This window comes from Homoserinimonas flava, from assembly GCF_054969005.1.
Window position 1 is genome coordinate 91535 of record NZ_JBUEQS010000003.1, and the last position, 17746, is coordinate 109280.

The window sequence follows — 17746 nt, forward strand, 5'->3', positions numbered from 1 at the left end:
TCTCCTTATTCGTCAGTCAGAAGCGGATCAGCTGGCCGGCGGCTGGATGAGTTCGCCGTCGGTCGCATCGACCCACTCGCCATCACCCATGTAGGTGTAAGCGCGAGACGAGAATGTGCCGAGAGCGCCGAGGTCGGGGGTCGAGTTGAACGCCAACTCACCGAGCCCAAGGAATGCAGGTCCCGTGAACTGCGCCATGGCGTCGCCGACCGTGTCGCGCGTGATGTCGTCACTCGTCGAGTTCAGCACTTGCGCAGCCGACAGCAGAAGCTGAAGCGTGAGCACCGAATCCTGTGAGTCTGCTGCCTCGCTGTTCGCAACCCACTCGCCGTAGGCCGCGATCTGCGCCTGCGTCTCGGGGTCGCTACTGCCCGCAGAGACATTGACGGCCTGGCCTTGGTAGGTCCACTGTGCGTGGTCGCCGAGGGCACTTTCCACGGCGTCGGAGAGGCAGGTGTCGAAGCCGACCGTCGGGGTGGTGATGCCGAGGGTCTGGAGTCCCTGCGCAATCGAGGTGCACTGGTTCGGTGTGCCTGTGATGGCCATCAGCATGTCGGCGTCGCTCGCGCCACTCGCGATGAGCGCGGCGCTGTAGTCCGTGCCGCCGCCGTCGTATGTCGACTGCGTTACGGTGATCCCAGCCGCCTCAAAGGCGGCAGTCAGGCCTGCTGTCAACTCCTGGACTACTGCGATGCCTGCGGGCGCGGTCATTGCGACCGTGTCAGCTTCCAAGAACTCTGCCGCGTAGGTGACGACACCCATGATCCCGAACTGGCCGGAGGCAAGATAGTAGGAGTTCTCCGAGGATGCATCGATCGCATCGTTCGCAATCGTGCCGAGCACTGGAACTTGACCGTCGAGCGTCTGGTGGAACGTGGCGTTGCCGCTGATGAGCGAGCCGGAGACCACCCCGACGATTTCCGGGTCGTTGAGGAACTCCTGCCCACACACCTGGCCCTGCTCATCGGCGTCACCGACAAAACACTCGACGAGTTCGATCGGACGCCCGTCGACACCGCCAAGCTCCTCATTGATGAGCTCGACAGCAGCATTGGCCGAAACGGTGTACTGCGAGAAGTCCTGGGCGCCGCCCTGACTGTTAATCCAGCCAAGCTTGATCGGTTCGCCCGTCGCTTCACCGGCGGCACCGCCCGTGTATGACGTGAACGTCGCGATTGCCTCGTCGGAGTATCCGGCACCTTCGCCGGAACCCGAGTCGTCTGTTGATGTCGCTGCGCAGCCAGCAAGAACCAGGGCTGCAGCAAGGCCAGCCGCAGCAGCGCGGCCAAACCGGTGGGTGTTTCTGTTCATGCGTGTTTCTCCTTTAGGGAATGTGACGGGAGGTGCGAGGTGTGGAGCTTGAGGGCGTTGGGCCGGCTGCCCCGAGGTAACTCGAGGCGATAAGGTCTGTATCCGCGCGCAACGCGGCAGCCGGACTGTCGAAGGCGATCTCGCCGTGGACGAGCAGCGCCCCGCGATCGGCGATCGCCAGCGCGAGGTGGACGCGCTGTTCGACGAGCAGGATTCCTGCACCTGTCTCATCGGCGTACCGTTGGAGCACCGGCAGTATTCGCTCGACGATGACCGGTGCAAGGCCCTGGCTGAGCTCGTCGATGAGGATGAGGCGCGGCCCGCGAGAGAGCACACTCGCGATCGCGAGCATTTGCTGCTCGCCACCAGACAGCAGACCCGCCCGCCGTGTGCGCAACGCCTCGAGCGCCGGAAAGTAGTCGTAGGCGACGCGACTGTCGACCTTCTGCCCGCGGCTGCGAAGGCGAAAGTGCTGCTCGACGGTCAGCCCGCCGAAGACGCTGTGCCCCTCCATCACGTAGCCCAGACCCTCGCGAGCAAGCGACTGGACCGTGGCGCCCGCCGTGTCGCGGCCAAAGAGCTGCACGGTGCCCGAGGTCAGTCGGAGCAGGCTCGAGATCGCACGCAGCGTGCTGGTCTTGCCCGCGCCGTTCGGCCCGAGCAGAGAGACGACCTCGCCCGGAGCAACCGCGAGATCCACGTCGCGGATGACGAGCCCGTTGCCGTATCCAGCGCTGACGCCCGACAGTTGAAGAAGCGGTTCACTCAAGGTGTCACCCCCGTAGTCGGAGCCGCAGCCGCCTGGTCCATCTCTCCGAGATAGGCGCGGATGACGTCGGGATTGCTTCTGATGGCCTCGGGGCTGCCTTCGGCGAGCACTCGTCCGAATTCGAGCACGACAACCCTGTCGCACACGGCGAGCACCAGCCCCATGTCGTGATCGACGAGTAACAACCCCGTGCCCTGCCCACACACTCGACGAAGGCTCGCGCCAAGTTCTGCACTCTCGGTGGTGTCGAGCCCAGCGGCCGGTTCGTCGAGGCATAAGACCTTGGGTCGCGCTGCCAGCCCGCGCGCGACCCCGACGAGTCGTCGTTGCCCGGTGGTGAGCTCTGGCGGCATCCTGAAAATGAGGTCCTCGATCCCGAGCAAGTGCACGGCATCGGCGATGTGGGTCGGCACGTCACGGCCTCCCAAGGTCGAATGTGCAGTGTCGCGCGCCGCCTGCCACGCCACCGTGAGGTTGTCGAGAACGGTGAGGTCGTCGAACAATTCACCCGCCTGCCACGTGCGGGTGAGGCCCGCTCGGGCACGTCGCTCGGGCGCCATCGATGAGACGTCGATACCGTCGACAAGGACGCGACCCTTGGCTCGGGCAAACCCGGTGACGGCATCGAGAAACGTCGTCTTTCCCGCGCCATTCGACCCGATCAGCCCGACGAGCTCGCCGGGTTGCACTGCGATGGTCACATCCTGAACTGCCCGAACGCCGCCGTAGGAGACGAAGATCTGCTGTGCGTCGAGCGCCGCGCTCATGACACCACCTCCAGCTGGGGCTGCGACTCAGAGGCTCGACGCGCCTCACGTTTCGCCCGCCATCGGGCACGGTCGGCGCGAAGCTGCCCAGCGATGCCTTCCGGCTGTCGAGCGAGCATGATCACGAGCCCGAGACCACCGAGCAATGCCTGCCATTGCGACGTCAGGCCGATCGTTTCGTTGAGTAGGTGGCTCATCAACCCGGCCGAGACGGCGAGACCGGCGAACACGGCGCCCGACACCGAAGTGATGCCCGCGATGTAGGCGAACGCGAGAAAGAGGAGCGCCGTCATGATGTCGAACCGGGCCGAGGTTACCGAACCGTAGTTGTACGTGTAGAGCACCCCGCTGAGCCCGGCGAGTGCCGACGCGATCGCGACCCCAATGACCTTGGTGCGCCGCACCGCGATGCCGGCCGCAGCGGCCGCCCGCTCGTTTGAGCGCACCGCAAGCATGCGCTTGCCGAGCGGCGAGCGGCGCAACCGAGCGACGAAGATCGCAGCGCCGAATGCACACACAGCACACAGCACTCCGAACAGCGGGCTCGGCACCCCATCAGTGAGGATGCGGAACGGGGAATCCGTGCCGATGCTGAAGCCGAAGACAGAAGGCTGATCGATGGTGAGCGCTGAGCCACCCGCACCCAACACAGGGTTCTGAAAGACGAAGCTCTTGAGGGTGACCGCCGCCGAGATGCTGAGGATGGCGAGGTTGATCCCTCGCACGCGCAGCGCGGCGCCCGAGGTGACGACGCCGAGCACAACTGAGACACCGATCGCCAGGATCGGGCCGAGCGGAAAGGCGATTCCGAGCTCATTCGCCAACCGGCACATTGCGAATCCGGCCGCTCCCGCGAGCGCCACCTGCAGCAGCGAGACAAGGCCGAGGTAGCCGGTGATAACAACGAGTGACAGACACAGGATGATGCCGATGAGCGACACCGCGAGCGCCTGGCGGTAGTCATAGGGCAGCAATGCCACGCCCGCCAAGACGACGACCCCGCCGATGATCGCCGGGCGCAGGATGTGCTCGGGCTCAGGCGCGCTCGGCAGACTTCGCTCGAGGATGGTTCCACGTGGCGGCAGACGATCGCCTCGCCAGAGCACCGCCACGACGATGACGAGGAAGAAGATGAGATCGGCAACCCCTGGGATCTGCTGGCTCTCCACGGTGGGAAACCACGACTGCGCCTGGACGTAGGTCACAAGCGACTGCACTATCCCCAGGCCAAAACCGGCGGCGACGGCGATGCCGAACGAGGTGAAGCGGGCGAGGAGTGCCGCGCCGAGCGCGGGGACGACGGCGAGCGCGATTGTTGTCGGATCGAGCTGTGTCTGTGAGGCGCAGAGGATGCCGACCGCGCCGCATACGACAGCGGCGGCGACCGTGTTGACCATCGACAGCGTCCGGGGCGACAGCCCGTTCACCTGCGCGAGCGCCTCGTTTTCGGAGGCAGCCCGGGTCGCGAGGCCAAACCGCGTGAACCGATAGATCACGACCGCGATCACGGTGACGACGACGACAACCGCTGCGATGGAGAGCCGGCTCGCCGGGATCCGTGTGCCGAAGATGTCGAGCCATGCGTTCGGGTCGAAGACGGCGGGGGCGCTCAGCGCGTTGCTCCCGAAGTGGAGGGCGGCCGCGGTGTTGAGCACCATGAGTGCGCCAAGTGTGGCGAGCAGACGCGCCATCGGGTTCGCATTCCGGAGGGGATACAGGGCGACGAGCTGGATGAGCCCACCCACGATCCCCGACAGGATGAGCGAGACGATGAGCGCTGGAACGACACCCCAGGGGTCTCCAAGCTGGATGCGATCTGGTAGCCACGGCAGCGGGAGCAGCCAGAGATAGCCGCCGGTGTGGAGCCCGTAAAACGTGTACGCAGAGAAGGCCGCGATCGCCCCAACCGCCATGTTGACGGTTCCGGAGCCCCGATAGGTCAGTACGAGGCCGAGCGAGAGCCCCGCATAGAGTGCGCCCGCGCCAAGGCCGAGCACCACGAAGACGATGATCTGCGTCATGTCACAGTCCCCGATGGCTGCGCGTCTCGGCGAGGGTACTTGAACAACTGACATCCTTGTCGGTCGATGGTGCGTGGAGATTGAGCTATGTTGACACCGTAGCAGTACTGTCAAGTGTAGTTAATTTCCCGCGCATTTCGGAGTGTTGAGGAGTCCCCCACCATGGCCACGATCGGCCCCACCGAACGCACGTCCCCGCTCCCGCCCCTCGCCTCCCGCTATCTCTCCGAGCATGGCCGGCGAATCGCAGCAGGCATTGCACAGCTTGAACCACGCATCCGCGAGCTCGGCGCTGAGGCCGAGCGGAACGGGCGACTCCATCCCGAGATTCTTGAGGCGCTCACCGAACTGGGCCTCTATCGATGCGTCGCTCCTATCGAGTTCGGCGGCTATGCACTCGGCGCGCGCGACGTCGCGGAGATCGCCACCGCCCTGGGCCGGGGCGATGGCGCGGCGGGGTGGACCTTCCTCGTCGCCGGCTCTCTGCGCATGGTTAGCGCGTTTGGCCCTGAGCTCACGCACGACCTTTATTCGCGGCTCGAGGGGCATGTCGGCCCTCTCGCGGTCGGAGGCTCGACCTTCGCCGCGATCACCGGCACCGCGACGAGGGCGGATGGCGGCTGGCTCGTCGAAGGAAAGTGGACATATGTTTCCGGCAACCGCAATGGCGCGTGGATGTTCGGTGGTGTCCAGTGGTCTGAGGGCGACCGCAGCGGGCGTGTACTCATCATGATCGACCCGGCCGACCTCACCCGGCTCGATGACTGGCACGTCAGCGGCATGGCCGCATCCGATTCGAATTCGCTCGTCACCACCGCGCCGGTCTTCATCCCGGATGCACACTTTGTCGACATGACCGAACTGCCGATGCACATGGACACGGTGTCGCAGCGCTACTCCGGCCTGGCCTACAAGGTGAAGGCGCGCGGTTCGATGATGACCGTCGGCGTGCTCACGGTCGGAATTGTTGTCGGCATGGCCCAGGGCGCCTTCGATGTTTTTGCCGAGCTTGCGCAACAACGAAAGCCGTTCAGCCCGCCGTATCCCTCCGTCGCCGAAATGGCGTCAGCGCAGGTCGCGGCAGGCAAAGCGAAAGCGATGATCGCCGCAGCGCAGGCGACGCTCACCCGGTACGCCGACGAAATCGATTACCTCGCGACAATCGGCGAAGATTACTCGGCGGATGAAGAAGCACAAGGATCGATGGACCTCGCCTATGCCGGACAGTTGAGCCACGACGCCATCACCATGCTCGTGCGGATTCTGGGATCGTCGGTCATGACGCTGTCAAACCCTCTGCAACGGTATTCGCGCGACGCTCAGGTGATCTTGTCGCACGGTGCGCTCCGCATCGAATCGCTTGCGGAGATCACCGGCCGCCGGCTCCTCGGCCAGCCCCCGTTCGACATGTTTGCGGCGGGGCTGCAAAACAGGACCGGTACGGCGTAGCGCGGTTCACGGTCGCAGTCCCGCCGCTCCGAGGTATCGATACCCAGCGGGAAGCACCATTTCGCTGCGGCCGGCGGGGAATACCCCGTTCACGAAGATGTCGACGATGAAGCGCACATGCTGCTCAATGAGCGCTTCATCGGGGTCGAGGTCTGAAACCAGCATGTCGAACTGCAGTCCTGGCGCGACGAGGCTGACCAAGACAAATACCCAGGGCTCCGGGTCGTCTACCTTCACCCCGCGCTCGGCGGCCAGCGCCTCGATGCAGGGGCCGAGCATGGCGACAAAGCTCGGCACTCCGACGGCGGCCCGCGCCTCTTCAAGCATGCCCTGCAGTCCCTCCCATCGCTGGCGCTCAGATATGAGGACCCGGAAGAAGCCGAGCAGTTCGGGCTGCGTTGCAAGGCGCACCACCTCGGAGAGTGTCAGGACGAGGCGCTCGATGTTGCTGACGGAACTATCCACCTCGAGGCCTATCTCGAGATCAGGGCCCCACTGCTGAACGGCGCGACCCATTGCCGCTTGGAACAAGCCCAGCTTGTCCGAGAAATGCGCGTAGATGGTGGCTTTGGACACCCCGGCATTCGCCGCGACCAGGTCGATAGACATGCCGTCATAGTCGCCTGAGAGCAGCAACTCCGTCGCCGCCGCGAGCACGGCCTCCCGCTTCGCGCCCGCGTCTTGCGCGCGTGGCCGAGGCATGGTGTCCCTTCTTCCAGCACTTGCAATGTCACAACAGTGTCCTGAATGTTACATTACGACTCGCGAGCCCTACAGCTCGATGGGCGCGGGCGGTTCTGTCTCGGCGACTTCGGGGTGACGGGCGAGATTGATGATGGCGGCGGCCAAACCGCCCCACACGGTGACGAGGGCAACGATCATCATGACGATGGCGGTCGGGGTCATCAGCGTTCTCCACTCTTCGGCCGATCAACAATGCGCACGGTGTCGGTCTCCGGGTCAGGATCGTAGTGTTCCTCGGTGAGGAACTCGTCATACTCGGGATCGTCCTTCGCCCGCGAGCGGCCGCTCCACGGTAGGAGCGACAGCAGGAGCGCGAGGACGACGAGGGCGATCACCATGCCCCACCCGAAGACGGCGACGAACCAGCCCGGATACCCACCGTACGGATCCGAGGTCTTCGAGATGAGTTCGGTGATGAACAGGTACCCGAGCACGATCGGCGCGAGCCCCGCGATGAGCACCTTCCAGAGCAGGCCGACGCCGAAGCTCGATCGTTCATTGAGATGGGCCTGCATCGTCGGCAGCTTCTGCAGCAGCCACGCGACCACAATGACGGCGACAAGGGCCACCGCCATGATGCCGAACGAGTTGACGAACGCGTCCGTCGTGTCGAGCACCGCGAGTGCGGTGGTCGTCGAGAACAGCGCGATCGAAACGATGGCCAGCGGGATGGACACCGTGAGGGTCGTGCGGATGCGCGTCCACCCGAGCTTGTCCTGCAGCGCGGCGACGACAACCTCGAGCACGGAGATGAGTGAGGTGATGCCGGCGAACACCAGCGCGCCGAAGAACAGCACACCGATGATCGACCCCCCAGTCGCCTGCGAGACGATCGTCGGAAAGGCGATGAAGGCGAGACCGATGCCGGATGTCGCGACCCCCGCGACATCCGTCCCCTGCGCCTGCGCCATAAACCCGAGGGCCGCGAAGACGCCGATGCCGGCAAGGATCTCGAAACTGGAGTTGGCGAAGGCGACGACCAGGCCCGAGCCGGTGAGGTCGGTTTTGCGCTTGAGGTACGACGCGTAGGTCACCATGATGCCGAACGCGACCGAGAGCGAGAAGAAGATGTGGCCATAGGCGGATGCCCACACGCCAGGGTCGGCGAGCGCCTCCCAGTTCGGGGTGAAGAAGGCGTTCAGCCCCTCCATCGCGCCCGGCAAGAAGAGTGACTGCACGACGAGGATGACGAACATTGCCGTCAGCAGCGGCATCAGCACCGTGTTGACCCGGCCGATCCCGCGCCGCACGCCGAGCGCCATGATCACGATGACCACAAGCCAAATCACCACGAGCGGCACGCCAACCTGTGGCACAAACGTCGTCGACACGCCCCCGTCAGCGACATCCCCCATCTGCAGGAAGTCAGTGAAGAAGAAACCCTCCTCATTGCCCTCACCCCAGGCAAGTTGCGCCGAGAACCAGGTGTACATCGCGGCCCACGCAATGATGACCGCGTAGTACACGGCGATGATGGCGCAGATGAGCACCTGCCACCATCCGAGGGGCTCGGCAGCCCGATGCATCCGTCTGAAGGCGAGCGGAGCCGATCCGCGGAACCGGTGCCCGATCGCGTAGTCGAAGAACAGCAGCGGGATGCCGGCGGTCAGCAGAGCGCACAGGTACGGGATGAGGAAGGCGCCGCCGCCGCCCTCATACGCGACGTAGGGGAAGCGCCAGATGTTGCCAAGGCCGACAGCAGAGCCGATGGCCGAGAGGATGAACACGTTGCGTGAACCGAATGCCTCGCGCCTGCGAGGCTGCGTCGTTGCGGTCGCCATGCCGCGACCCTACCCCCGCGCGGCAGATGCCGAAAGGGTGAGCGTCAGGCCTTCTCGTCTTCCTCCGGCTCGAAGGTGGACTCCTCGCCCGTGAACCCTGCCGCGACGCCGTCGGGGTGGCTGGGGATTGTGCCGTCCTTGCCCTCGCCGCCAGGCTTCTCGGTGCCGTCTTCGTCGTTCTTGGGCGTACCGTCGTGTGAATCGGACATGTCTGCTGACTCCTTCGTCGTGTGTCGCCATGGTACGTCGGAGAGCTCGTTCTTGGCAGAGACCGAAAACAGAAAACCCCCGATTTCTCGGGGGTTTTCGCTGGCGGAACCGGTGGGATTTGAACCCACGGTGGGCTTTAACCCACACAACTTTTCGAGAGTTGCACCTTCGGCCGCTCGGACACGGTTCCGCCGACAAGTGTATTACACCCTGGCCTGAACCCAGAACGGGGCTGCGTCAGCGGAGCGGATGCTCCAGGAGCCCAGAGCTCAGGCTCGTGCCGTTGAGGTCGAGGTAGAGCTGACCCTCGGTGACGGTGAGGGTGACCTCGTTGCGGCGACCGAGCGACGCCACCGCGGCATCGATGAAGCCCGCCTCGAAGCTGCGAAGGGCGATCTCTTCCGCCCGGTGGATGGTCTTGCCGTCCCACGCTGCGAGCACCTTGGCGGGGTCACGGTGGGTGTAGATGGCGACCCGTTCGGCGAGTTTGCTGCCGTGGTGGAGGCGCGCAGCATCCGGGGCTCCGACCTCGATCCATGCGGTCAGCCGCCCGGTGAGGTCGCGCACGACGACCGCCGGTTCGTCGGTGGAGGATATGCCCTCACTGAACGCGATGCCCTCCTCGTGCTCGAGGAGATAGGCCAGCACCCGCGTCATCATGTATGCGGCCGTCTCGGAGGGATGCCGGGCTACGCGGAGCATCAGCTCTTCGTAGGCTCCGCGATCCATGTCGGCCAGCTGCACAGTGAACGTGTGAATGAGAGCACCGGCAGCCATGAAGGTTGAGTTTACTGCCGCATTCACAGGCGAGAATTCGTACGATTCGATCATGAAGCACATCAAGCTCCTCGTCGGCGCGAGCACGACCGCGCTGCTCGCGGCTGGAGGTGCGCTCGCCACCACCCTCGTGCAGCAGCGCCGGATGCGCGGCATGGAGACACTCGCGCAGTTGCTGCCCGTTCATTCCAAGTGGTGGCGTGAGCACGCCAAGCATGAGGGCGAACTGCTCTACGTGGTGCTGGGCGATTCGCTCGCGCAGGGCATCGGGGCGAGCAGGCCGCACCGTGGCTACGTCGGCGCGATCATGAAGGAGCTTGCCGAGACGACGGGGCGAAGCATCCGTGTCATCAATCTCAGTGTCTCTGGCGCGCGGCTGCGGGAGGCGCTCGAGGTGCAGCTGCCCGCCATGCGCAAGCTCGGACACCCCGACTTCGTGACGCTGGGCCTCGGGGCGAACGACATCGGCACCTACGACCGCGCGCGGTTCGAGCGAGAAGTGGAGGAGCTGTTCTCGGCTATGCCGTCACACACGATCGTCGGCGACATTCCGAGCTTCTACGTCGGCGCAGCGCAGAAGCGCGTGCGCGAGGCCAACGAGATCCTGCACAGCACGGCGGCGCGGCACGGGCTCATCACCGCCCCCGTCTATGCCGAAACCCATCGGGCGGGGGTCGTGCGCTATGCCCTCAATCAGGTGGCTGCCGACTTCTTTCACCCGAACGACCGGGGCTACCGCGCTTGGAAGCGGGCGTTCTTGCCCCTCGTGACGGTTGCCGCCAAAGGGCTCGGACCCGGCGCAGCGGATGACGGTGGTGCCGCCTACGCTTAGGGCATGGCCCGCGCTACCACCAACTTCCGCTGCACCGAGTGCGGGTGGACCACCCTCAAGTGGGCGGGCCGCTGCGGCGAATGCCAGGCGTGGGGCACGATCGCCGAGGCGAGTGAAGCGACCGGCATCGTGCGGGCCCTCAAGCCTGTCGCGATCGGCGACGACCGCGTCGCCCGACCCATCACCGACATCACGGCGCCGGAGGTCGAACACTGGCCGAGCGGCATCCACGAGTTCGACCGCGTGCTCGGCGGCGGCATCGTGCCCGGCGCCACCATCCTGCTGAGCGGCGAACCCGGTGTCGGCAAGTCCACCCTCCTGCTTGAGGTCGCCTCCAAAGCGGCGCAGAGCGGGCAGCGCGTGCTCTACGTCTCGGCCGAAGAGTCGGTCAACCAGGTGCGGATGCGGGCGCAGCGCACCGACGCGCTGCATCCATCGCTCTACCTCGCCGCCGAGACCGACCTCGCGACCATCATCGGCCAGGTCGACCAGGTGCAACCGCAGCTGCTCATCGTCGACTCGGTGCAGACCGTCTCATCGTCACTCAACGACGGCCTCGCCGGTCAGCCCGGCCAGGTGCGCGAGGTCGCCTCCACCCTCATCCGCGTCTCCAAAGACCGCGGGCTCCCCCTCCTCCTCGTCGGCCACGTCACAAAAGACGGCTCCATCGCCGGCCCCCGCGTGCTCGAACACCTCGTCGACGTTGTGTGCCAGTTCGAGGGCGACCGGCAGACGTCGCTCCGCTTCATCCGCGCCCACAAAAACCGTTTCGGCCCCACCGATGAGGTCGGATGCTTCGAGATGACCGGCGACGGCATCGCCGAAGTCGCCGACCCGAGCGGGCTGTTCATGAGTCGCGGCACCGCCCCCGTCAGCGGCACCTGCGTCACCATCGCCGTCGAAGGTCGCCGCGCCCTCCCCGTCGAAGTGCAAGCGCTCATCGTCAAGAGCTCAGCACCGCAGCCGCGGCGCGTCACCAACGGGGTCGACTCCTCCCGCGTCGCCATGCTGCTCGCCGTGCTCGAGCGCCGCGCCGGAATGCAGCTCAGCACCCACGATGTCTACGTCTCGACGGTTGGCGGCATCCGGCTCACCGAGCCGGGCGCCGACCTCGCCATCGCGCTCGCAATCGCCAGCGCCTACAGCGACAAAGCCTTCGCCGGCTCACTCGCAGCCGTCGGCGAGATCAGCCTCGCTGGCGAAATCCGGCCCGTGTCGCACGCCAAACAGCGCGCCGCCGAAGCCCGCCGGCTCGGGTTCACCACCCTCATCAACAGCGACAGCAGCCACCTGCGCGAAGCCATGCGCACCGCCTTCGCGACCGCCGAGACCGTGCAGGCCGAAGTGCCGCAGTTTTAGGGTCGCACTCGCAGTCAGAGCACGTGAGAGGTCAAAAGGCGCGCCACCCTCGCCTCGAAAGCGCATCTTCTGACCTCTCGAGCCGTACTATCGAACCCCGAGCGAGGAGACTACCGATGCGCAACGTCACCTATTCGATGGGCATGACCCTCGATGGCTACATCATCGGACCCGACGGCAACTTCAACTGGTCAGAACCCAGCGAGGAAGTCTTTCGGCTCTCCATCGACGAAATCAAAACCGTCGGCGTGCACCTGATGGGTCGACGGCTGTACGAGACGATGCTGTACTGGGAGACCCCGGAGCAGCAAGAGTCTTTCGGCGACATCGAACGCGAATGGGCTGCGCTGTGGAACCCGCTGCCGAAGGTCGTCTTCTCGAGGACGCTCACGAGCGTGGAGGGCAACGCCCGCCTCGCATCCGGGAGCGTTGCGGAGGAGATCGAACGGCTGCGTGCCGAACCCGGCGACGGTGACATCGCGATCGGCGGCGCAACCCTCGCCGCCGAAGCGGCCGCACTGGGCCTCATCGACGAGTACCTCATCAGGGTGTTCCCGGTGCTGGTCGGCGGAGGCGTCCCGTTCTTCGTCCACGAACAGCGCCGGGTCGACCTTGAACTCGTCGAGACCCGCACCTTCGACTCAGGAGTCGTCTTCCTCCACTACCGCGTGGTGCGCTGACTCAGCGCCAGCCGAGCCCCGGCGCCACATACTTGAGCACGGATTCCAGCAGCCTGGCGTTGAAGTCGACACCCAACTGGTTCGGCACCGTGATGAGGAGAGTGTCGGCATCGGCGACGGCCGGGTCATCCGCCAATTCTTCGATGAGCTTGTCTGGTTCGCCGATGTAGCTGCGCCCGAAGGTCACATGCATGCCGTCGATGACGCCCACCTGGTCGCGTGCCTCCGCCTGGGCGCGCAAGCCGAAGTAGCGGTGGTCTTCGTCGGTGACGAGCGGGATGATGCTGCGGCTCACCGACACCCTCGGCTCACGGTCGTGCCCGGCCGCCGCCCACGCCGTGCGGAACGCGGTGATCTGCTCAGCCTGCAGGCCGGCGAGCGAGTTGCCTGAACCCTCCACGAGGGTCGAACTCATGAGGTTCATGCCCTGCTCCGCCGCCCATACTGCCGTCTCGCTGCTGGCGGAACCCCACCAGATGCGGTCGGAGAGGCCCGGCGAGAGAGGGTCGATCGGCATCGGCTGGGAGACGCCGGTCATGGCAGGGTCGGTCATGGCAACACCGGCGCCGTCGAGCGCCGCCAAGAAGAGCGCCGTCTTTTCGCGGGCGTTGCCGTCGTCGCCATAGCCGAACGCGCGAAAGCCATCGAGCGCCGGCGAGGGTGATCCGCGGCTGATGCCGAGCTCCAGTCGCCCGTCGCTGATGAGGTCGGTGACCGCAGCCTGCTCCGCAAAGTGGAACGGGTTTTCGTAGCGCATGTCGATCACGCCGGTGCCAAGCTCGATGTGAGAGGTGCGCTCGGCCATGGCGGCAAGCAACGGCATCGGCGACGAGTGCGACGTGCCGAAGTGGTGCACGCGCACGTAGGCGCCATCCGCCCCCACCTCTTCAGCGGCGACCGCGAGTTCGATCGTCTGCCGGTGCGCCTCCCGAGCGTTGGGAACCAGCGAGCCTGGCCCGTCTTGATAGTGGCCAAAGCTGAGGAATCCGATACGTTTCACCATTGCTCCAACACGGTCACACCGTGCGAAATTCCGTCACAGCAGACGAAACGTCTTCTGCGCCGATTCGAGTTCGCCGAGCCGCACCTGCAGGTAGTAGGTGGCGTCGGCCGCCGGAACCTGCTGGTCGCTGCCATCACACGGGGACGACCGCGTGCGATCCCACGCAATCGGTGTCGTCGATTGGGCCACATTCGGCTCCAGCGTGACCGTGAGCGGATCTGCCGCGGCCTGGCAGTCGCTCGACAGCCAGTACGGTTCGTTCGCGCTGCCAACCTCATACACCTGGCTCGTCGGGGTGACATCGAGGATGCACGCACTCGACCCAACGTTGGTGAGACGCATGCTCACCTGCGGCTGCTCGCCCGCCGCATACGCGTCCTTGTCGGTGATGGCTTCGATCGTCACGTTTTCTGGGCGGCACATGCCGTCATCGGTCGTGTCGGCCTCCGCGTCTGCAGCGTCGTCAGCGGCAGAGGCACTCGGCGATGCGCTCGGGCCGGCAGAAGGCGTGCCCTCGTCGCCGGCGCCGGGGCGCACCACGATGAGCACGATCACGATGATGACCGCAAGAAGGCCGAGTCCGACCATCAGCCGGCGCCGCCGGTAGACCTCTGGCGGCTGCGGGCCGACGGGGTTGCGGTTCGTCGACATGCGACCAGCGTAACTAGAGGGTCTTCAGCATCCGGGTATTGCCGAGCGTGTTGGGCTTCACTCGTGACAGATCGAGAAACTCGGCGACACCCTCATCGGACGATCGCAGCAGCTCCGTGTAGATCTGCGGGTCGATCGGCTCCTCCCCCATCGGCCTGAACCCGTGCCGTTCGAAAAACTCCACCTCAAAGGTGAGGCAGAACAACCGCTCAAGCCCGAGCGTGCGCGCGTGGGCTTCGAGCGCTTCGAGCACGGCATGACCGACACCACGACCGAGCCAATCGGATGCCACGGCAAGGGTGCGCACTTCGCCCAGGTCTTCCCACATCACGTGGAGGGCACCGCACCCGACCACCGTGCCATCAGCATCCACGGCGACGCGGAACTCCTGGATGGCCTCGAAGAACACCACGAGGTCTTTGCCGAGCAGGATGCGCTGCTGCACGAGCGGCTCAACGAGTTCTTGGATCTGCCGCACGTCGGTGGTGCGGGCCGGGCGCACGGTGAACGCGGGGGCGGAAGTCATCCCACGATCCTACGGCCGCCGAGGATTGAGAACGCCGGTTGAGTAGGGAGCGCTAGCGACCGTATCGAAACCTGTGGGGGTTTCGATACGGCCCTGACGGGCCTACTCAACCGGCATACTTTAGCTCGCGAGCGACGGTCCACCCTCGATCGCGACCGCAGCCGCCTCGACGGGCTCGCGGCCCGGCTGGCGTGACGTCGTGAACACGTATTCGCCGTCAACGTGGTCGACGTGGACGTGGTCGCCGGCGCCGAGCTCACCCTGCAGGATGCGCTCGCTGAGACGATCTTCAATCTCGGACTGCATCGCGCGACGCAGCGGGCGGGCACCGAGCGTCGGGTCGAAGCCGACCTTGATGAGCTGGGCCTTGGCTGCGGGCGTGAGATCGACGGTCATGTCGCGGTCGAGCATCCGCTCGGCGAGGCGCTTCGTGAACAGGTCGACGATCTGGAGGAGCTCCTCCTGGTTGAGCTGCGGGAAGACGATGGTCTCGTCGACGCGGTTGAGGAACTCCGGCTTGAAGTTCTTCTTCAGCTCCTCCACGACCTTGGCCTTCATGCTCGCGTAGTCCTGTGCGGCATCGCCCTCGATCGTGAAGCCGACCGGGCCGCCCGTGATGTCCTTCGTGCCGAGGTTGGTCGTCATGATGATGACCGTGTTCTTGAAGTCGACGACACGACCCTGGCCATCTGTGAGACGCCCCTCCTCAAGAATCTGCAGAAGGGAGTTGAAGATGTCAGGGTGTGCCTTCTCGATCTCGTCGAACAGCACGACGGAGAACGGCTTGCGGCGCACCTTCTCGGTGAGCTGGCCGCCCTCCTCAAACCCGACGAACCCGGGAGGGGCACCGAAGAGGCGCGAGACGGTGTGCTTCTCGCCGTACTCCGACATGTCGAGCGAGATGAGCGCATCCTCGTCGTCGAACAGGAACTCGGCGAGGGCCTTCGCAAGCTCGGTCTTACCAACACCGGTGGGGCCGGCGAAGATGAACGAACCGGAGGGGCGCTTCGGGTCTTTGAGACCGGCACGCGTGCGACGGATGGTCTTGGACAGCGCAGAGATGGCCTGCTCCTGACCGATGACCCGCTGGTGCAGGGCCTTCTCCATGAAGACAAGACGCGCGGTCTCCTCCTCCGTGAGCTTGAAGACGGGGATGCCGGTCGCATTGGCGAGCACCTCGGCGATGATGCCCTCGTCGACGATGCCGGTTGATCCGGCCTCGCCGCTCTTCCACTGCTTCTCGAGGCGCAGACGCTCGCCGAGAAGCTTCTTCTCTTCGTCGCGCAGGGAGGCGGCCTTCTCGAAGTCCTGGTCCTCGATCGCGGCCTCCTTCGAGGCCCGCACGCCGGCGATCCTGTCGTCGAACTCGCGCAGCTCAGGCGGCGACGAAAGAATCGACAGGCGCAGGCGGGCACCAGCCTCATCGATCAGGTCGATCGCCTTGTCCGGGAGGAAGCGGTCTTGCACGTAGCGGTCGGCAAGGTTCGCCGCCGCGACAAGGGCACCGTCAGTGATGGACACCTTGTGGAACGATTCGTACTTGTCGCGGAGCCCCTTGAGGATGTTGATCGTGTGGGGGAGGTTCGGCTCCTCAACACGCACCGGCTGGAAGCGACGCTCAAGCGCAGCATCCTTCTCGAAGTGTTTGCGGTACTCGTCGAGGGTGGTGGCGCCGATGGTCTGCAGTTCACCGCGGGCGAGGAGGGGCTTCAGGATGCTCGCCGCATCGATCGCACCTTCGGCCGCACCGGCGCCAACAAGCGTGTGGATCTCGTCGATGAAGGTGATGATGTCGCCGCGCGTGCGGATCTCCTTGGTGACCTTCTTGAGGCGCTCCTCAAAGTCACCGCGGTAGCGGCTGCCGGCGATGAGCGAACCGAGGTCGAGCGTGTAAAGCTGCTTGTCTTTCAGCGTCTCCGGCACGTCACCGCGCACGATCGCCTGGGCGAGGCCCTCGACGACGGCGGTCTTGCCGACACCGGGCTCACCGATCAGCACGGGGTTGTTCTTGGAACGGCGGGAGAGGATCTGCATGACCCGCTCCATCTCCTTCTCGCGACCGATCACAGGGTCGAGCTTGCCGTCGCGCGCCGCCTGCGTGAGGTTGCGCCCGAACTGGTCGAGAATCTGCGAACCACCCTGGGCGGTCGCCTGCTCGTTGCCGCCGACCTGCACCTGCTCTTTGCCCTGGTATCCGGAAAGCAACTGGATGACCTGCTGGCGCACCTTGTTGAGGTCTGCACCAAGCTTCACGAGCACCTGGGCTGCGACACCCTCGCCCTCACGAATGAGGCCGAGGAGAATGTGCTCGGTGCCGATGTAGTTGTGGCCGAGCTGGAGCGCCTCGCGCAGGCTCAGCTCAAGCACCTTCTTGGCGCGCGGCGTGAACGGGATGTGCCCGGTCGGCTGCTGCTGGCCCTGGCCGATGATGTCTTGCACCTGCTCGCGCACGGAGTCGAGCGAGATGCCCAGCGACTCGAGCGCCTTCGCGGCGACGCCTTCACCCTCGTGAATGAGCCCGAGCAGGATGTGCTCGGTGCCGATGTAGTTGTGGTTGAGCATCTTGGCTTCTTCTTGCGCCAAAACAACGACCCGGCGGGCACGGTCGGTAAATCTCTCAAACATCTCTAACTCCTCTGGCACCTGGCAGGTATGGATGCCGATACATCGAGGGTAACGAGCGAACCCTGTCGTTACTGCCCGTGTTCGCCGTGGGCGTTACGTGATTGCTTCTGGAGCAGATGACGGCATTTCGGCGGGATGCGCGCGCCGTGGCGCGGTCATCCCGCCGATTTCGTGTCATTTCGCCTCGAAGCGCGACTCGTCGGGTTGAGCCGTCGGCGAAAACGGATGCCCGGCTCAGCAC

The 17746-nt window shown here is 65.3% G+C and carries 17 protein-coding genes and 1 tRNA gene; 4 read left to right on the forward strand and 14 right to left on the reverse strand.

The window, feature by feature from the left end:
* Positions 1 to 27: 27 nt before the first annotated feature.
* The 4 genes from ACY48M_RS09210 to ACY48M_RS09225 are packed head-to-tail and all read right to left on the reverse strand — an operon-like array spanning position 28 to position 4868.
* Complete coding sequence (locus ACY48M_RS09210) at positions 28 to 1311, reverse strand: ABC transporter substrate-binding protein (RefSeq protein WP_462819989.1); 1284 nt, start codon at positions 1309 to 1311, stop codon at positions 28 to 30.
* 13 nt (positions 1312 to 1324) lie between these two features.
* Entirely contained in the window at positions 1325 to 2080 is a 756-nt protein-coding gene (locus ACY48M_RS09215; protein ID WP_462819990.1) for an ABC transporter ATP-binding protein, read from the reverse strand.
* Positions 2077 to 2847 (reverse strand): ABC transporter ATP-binding protein, encoded by a 771-nt coding sequence (locus ACY48M_RS09220; protein WP_462819991.1) that lies wholly within the window; start codon positions 2845 to 2847, stop codon positions 2077 to 2079. Before ACY48M_RS09220 ends, ACY48M_RS09215 begins: the two co-directional genes overlap by 4 nt.
* Entirely contained in the window at positions 2844 to 4868 is a 2025-nt protein-coding gene (locus ACY48M_RS09225; protein WP_462819992.1) for an ABC transporter permease, read from the reverse strand. Before ACY48M_RS09225 ends, ACY48M_RS09220 begins: the two co-directional genes overlap by 4 nt.
* A 162-nt stretch (positions 4869 to 5030) precedes the next feature.
* Here ACY48M_RS09225 and ACY48M_RS09230 point away from each other — a divergent pair, with 162 nt between their 5' ends.
* Positions 5031 to 6317, forward strand: a complete 1287-nt coding sequence (locus ACY48M_RS09230) for an acyl-CoA dehydrogenase family protein (protein ID WP_462819993.1) — start codon at positions 5031 to 5033, stop codon at positions 6315 to 6317.
* Between the two features lie 6 nt (positions 6318 to 6323).
* Here the strand turns inward: ACY48M_RS09230 and ACY48M_RS09235 are convergent, their stop codons facing one another.
* The 6 genes from ACY48M_RS09235 to ACY48M_RS09260 all read right to left on the reverse strand — a co-directional run bounded on the left by ACY48M_RS09235 (position 6324) and on the right by ACY48M_RS09260 (position 9829).
* Positions 6324 to 7019 carry a TetR/AcrR family transcriptional regulator gene (locus ACY48M_RS09235; RefSeq protein WP_462819994.1) on the reverse strand — a complete coding sequence of 232 codons (696 nt, stop codon included), beginning with the start codon at positions 7017 to 7019 and terminating at the stop codon, positions 6324 to 6326.
* Between the two features lie 69 nt (positions 7020 to 7088).
* A complete protein-coding gene (locus ACY48M_RS09240) occupies positions 7089 to 7223 on the reverse strand; it encodes a methionine/alanine import family NSS transporter small subunit (RefSeq protein ID WP_462819995.1) in 135 nt (44 codons plus the stop codon).
* Positions 7223 to 8842, reverse strand: coding sequence for a sodium-dependent transporter (locus ACY48M_RS09245; RefSeq protein WP_462819996.1), 1620 nt, complete (start codon positions 8840 to 8842; stop codon positions 7223 to 7225). The genes ACY48M_RS09240 and ACY48M_RS09245 overlap by 1 nt, the downstream gene beginning before the upstream one ends.
* A 44-nt stretch (positions 8843 to 8886) precedes the next feature.
* The gene (locus ACY48M_RS09250; protein WP_462819997.1) at positions 8887 to 9051 is read right to left on the reverse strand and encodes a hypothetical protein; all 165 of its coding nucleotides are present in this window, start codon (positions 9049 to 9051) and stop codon (positions 8887 to 8889) included.
* Positions 9052 to 9152: 101 nt separating this feature from the next.
* Positions 9153 to 9242: transfer RNA gene (locus ACY48M_RS09255), tRNA-Ser, on the reverse strand.
* 47 nt (positions 9243 to 9289) lie between these two features.
* Complete coding sequence (locus ACY48M_RS09260) at positions 9290 to 9829, reverse strand: YaeQ family protein (protein ID WP_462819998.1); 540 nt, start codon at positions 9827 to 9829, stop codon at positions 9290 to 9292.
* Between the two features lie 52 nt (positions 9830 to 9881).
* Here ACY48M_RS09260 and ACY48M_RS09265 point away from each other — a divergent pair, with 52 nt between their 5' ends.
* From ACY48M_RS09265 to ACY48M_RS09275, 3 genes are all read left to right on the forward strand, one after another.
* A complete protein-coding gene (locus ACY48M_RS09265; protein ID WP_462819999.1) occupies positions 9882 to 10661 on the forward strand; it encodes an SGNH/GDSL hydrolase family protein in 780 nt (259 codons plus the stop codon).
* 3 nt (positions 10662 to 10664) lie between these two features.
* Positions 10665 to 12020, forward strand: coding sequence for a DNA repair protein RadA (radA, locus tag ACY48M_RS09270; RefSeq protein ID WP_462820000.1), 1356 nt, complete (start codon positions 10665 to 10667; stop codon positions 12018 to 12020).
* A gap of 116 nt (positions 12021 to 12136) precedes the next feature.
* On the forward strand, positions 12137 to 12700 hold the full coding sequence (locus ACY48M_RS09275; protein WP_462820001.1) for a dihydrofolate reductase family protein: 564 nt from the start codon (positions 12137 to 12139) through the stop codon (positions 12698 to 12700).
* Between the two features lies 1 nt (position 12701).
* On the opposite strand, the gene ACY48M_RS09280 is transcribed toward ACY48M_RS09275, so the two are convergent.
* The 4 genes from ACY48M_RS09280 to ACY48M_RS09295 all read right to left on the reverse strand — a co-directional run bounded on the left by ACY48M_RS09280 (position 12702) and on the right by ACY48M_RS09295 (position 17505).
* Positions 12702 to 13703, reverse strand: a complete 1002-nt coding sequence (locus tag ACY48M_RS09280) for an LLM class flavin-dependent oxidoreductase (protein ID WP_462820002.1) — start codon at positions 13701 to 13703, stop codon at positions 12702 to 12704.
* A gap of 33 nt (positions 13704 to 13736) precedes the next feature.
* The gene (locus ACY48M_RS09285; protein WP_462820003.1) at positions 13737 to 14354 is read right to left on the reverse strand and encodes a hypothetical protein; all 618 of its coding nucleotides are present in this window, start codon (positions 14352 to 14354) and stop codon (positions 13737 to 13739) included.
* Positions 14355 to 14367: 13 nt separating this feature from the next.
* A complete protein-coding gene (locus tag ACY48M_RS09290; RefSeq protein ID WP_462820004.1) occupies positions 14368 to 14880 on the reverse strand; it encodes an amino-acid N-acetyltransferase in 513 nt (170 codons plus the stop codon).
* 120 nt (positions 14881 to 15000) lie between these two features.
* Positions 15001 to 17505 carry an ATP-dependent Clp protease ATP-binding subunit gene (locus tag ACY48M_RS09295; protein WP_462820005.1) on the reverse strand — a complete coding sequence of 835 codons (2505 nt, stop codon included), beginning with the start codon at positions 17503 to 17505 and terminating at the stop codon, positions 15001 to 15003.
* Positions 17506 to 17746: the final 241 nt, after the last annotated feature.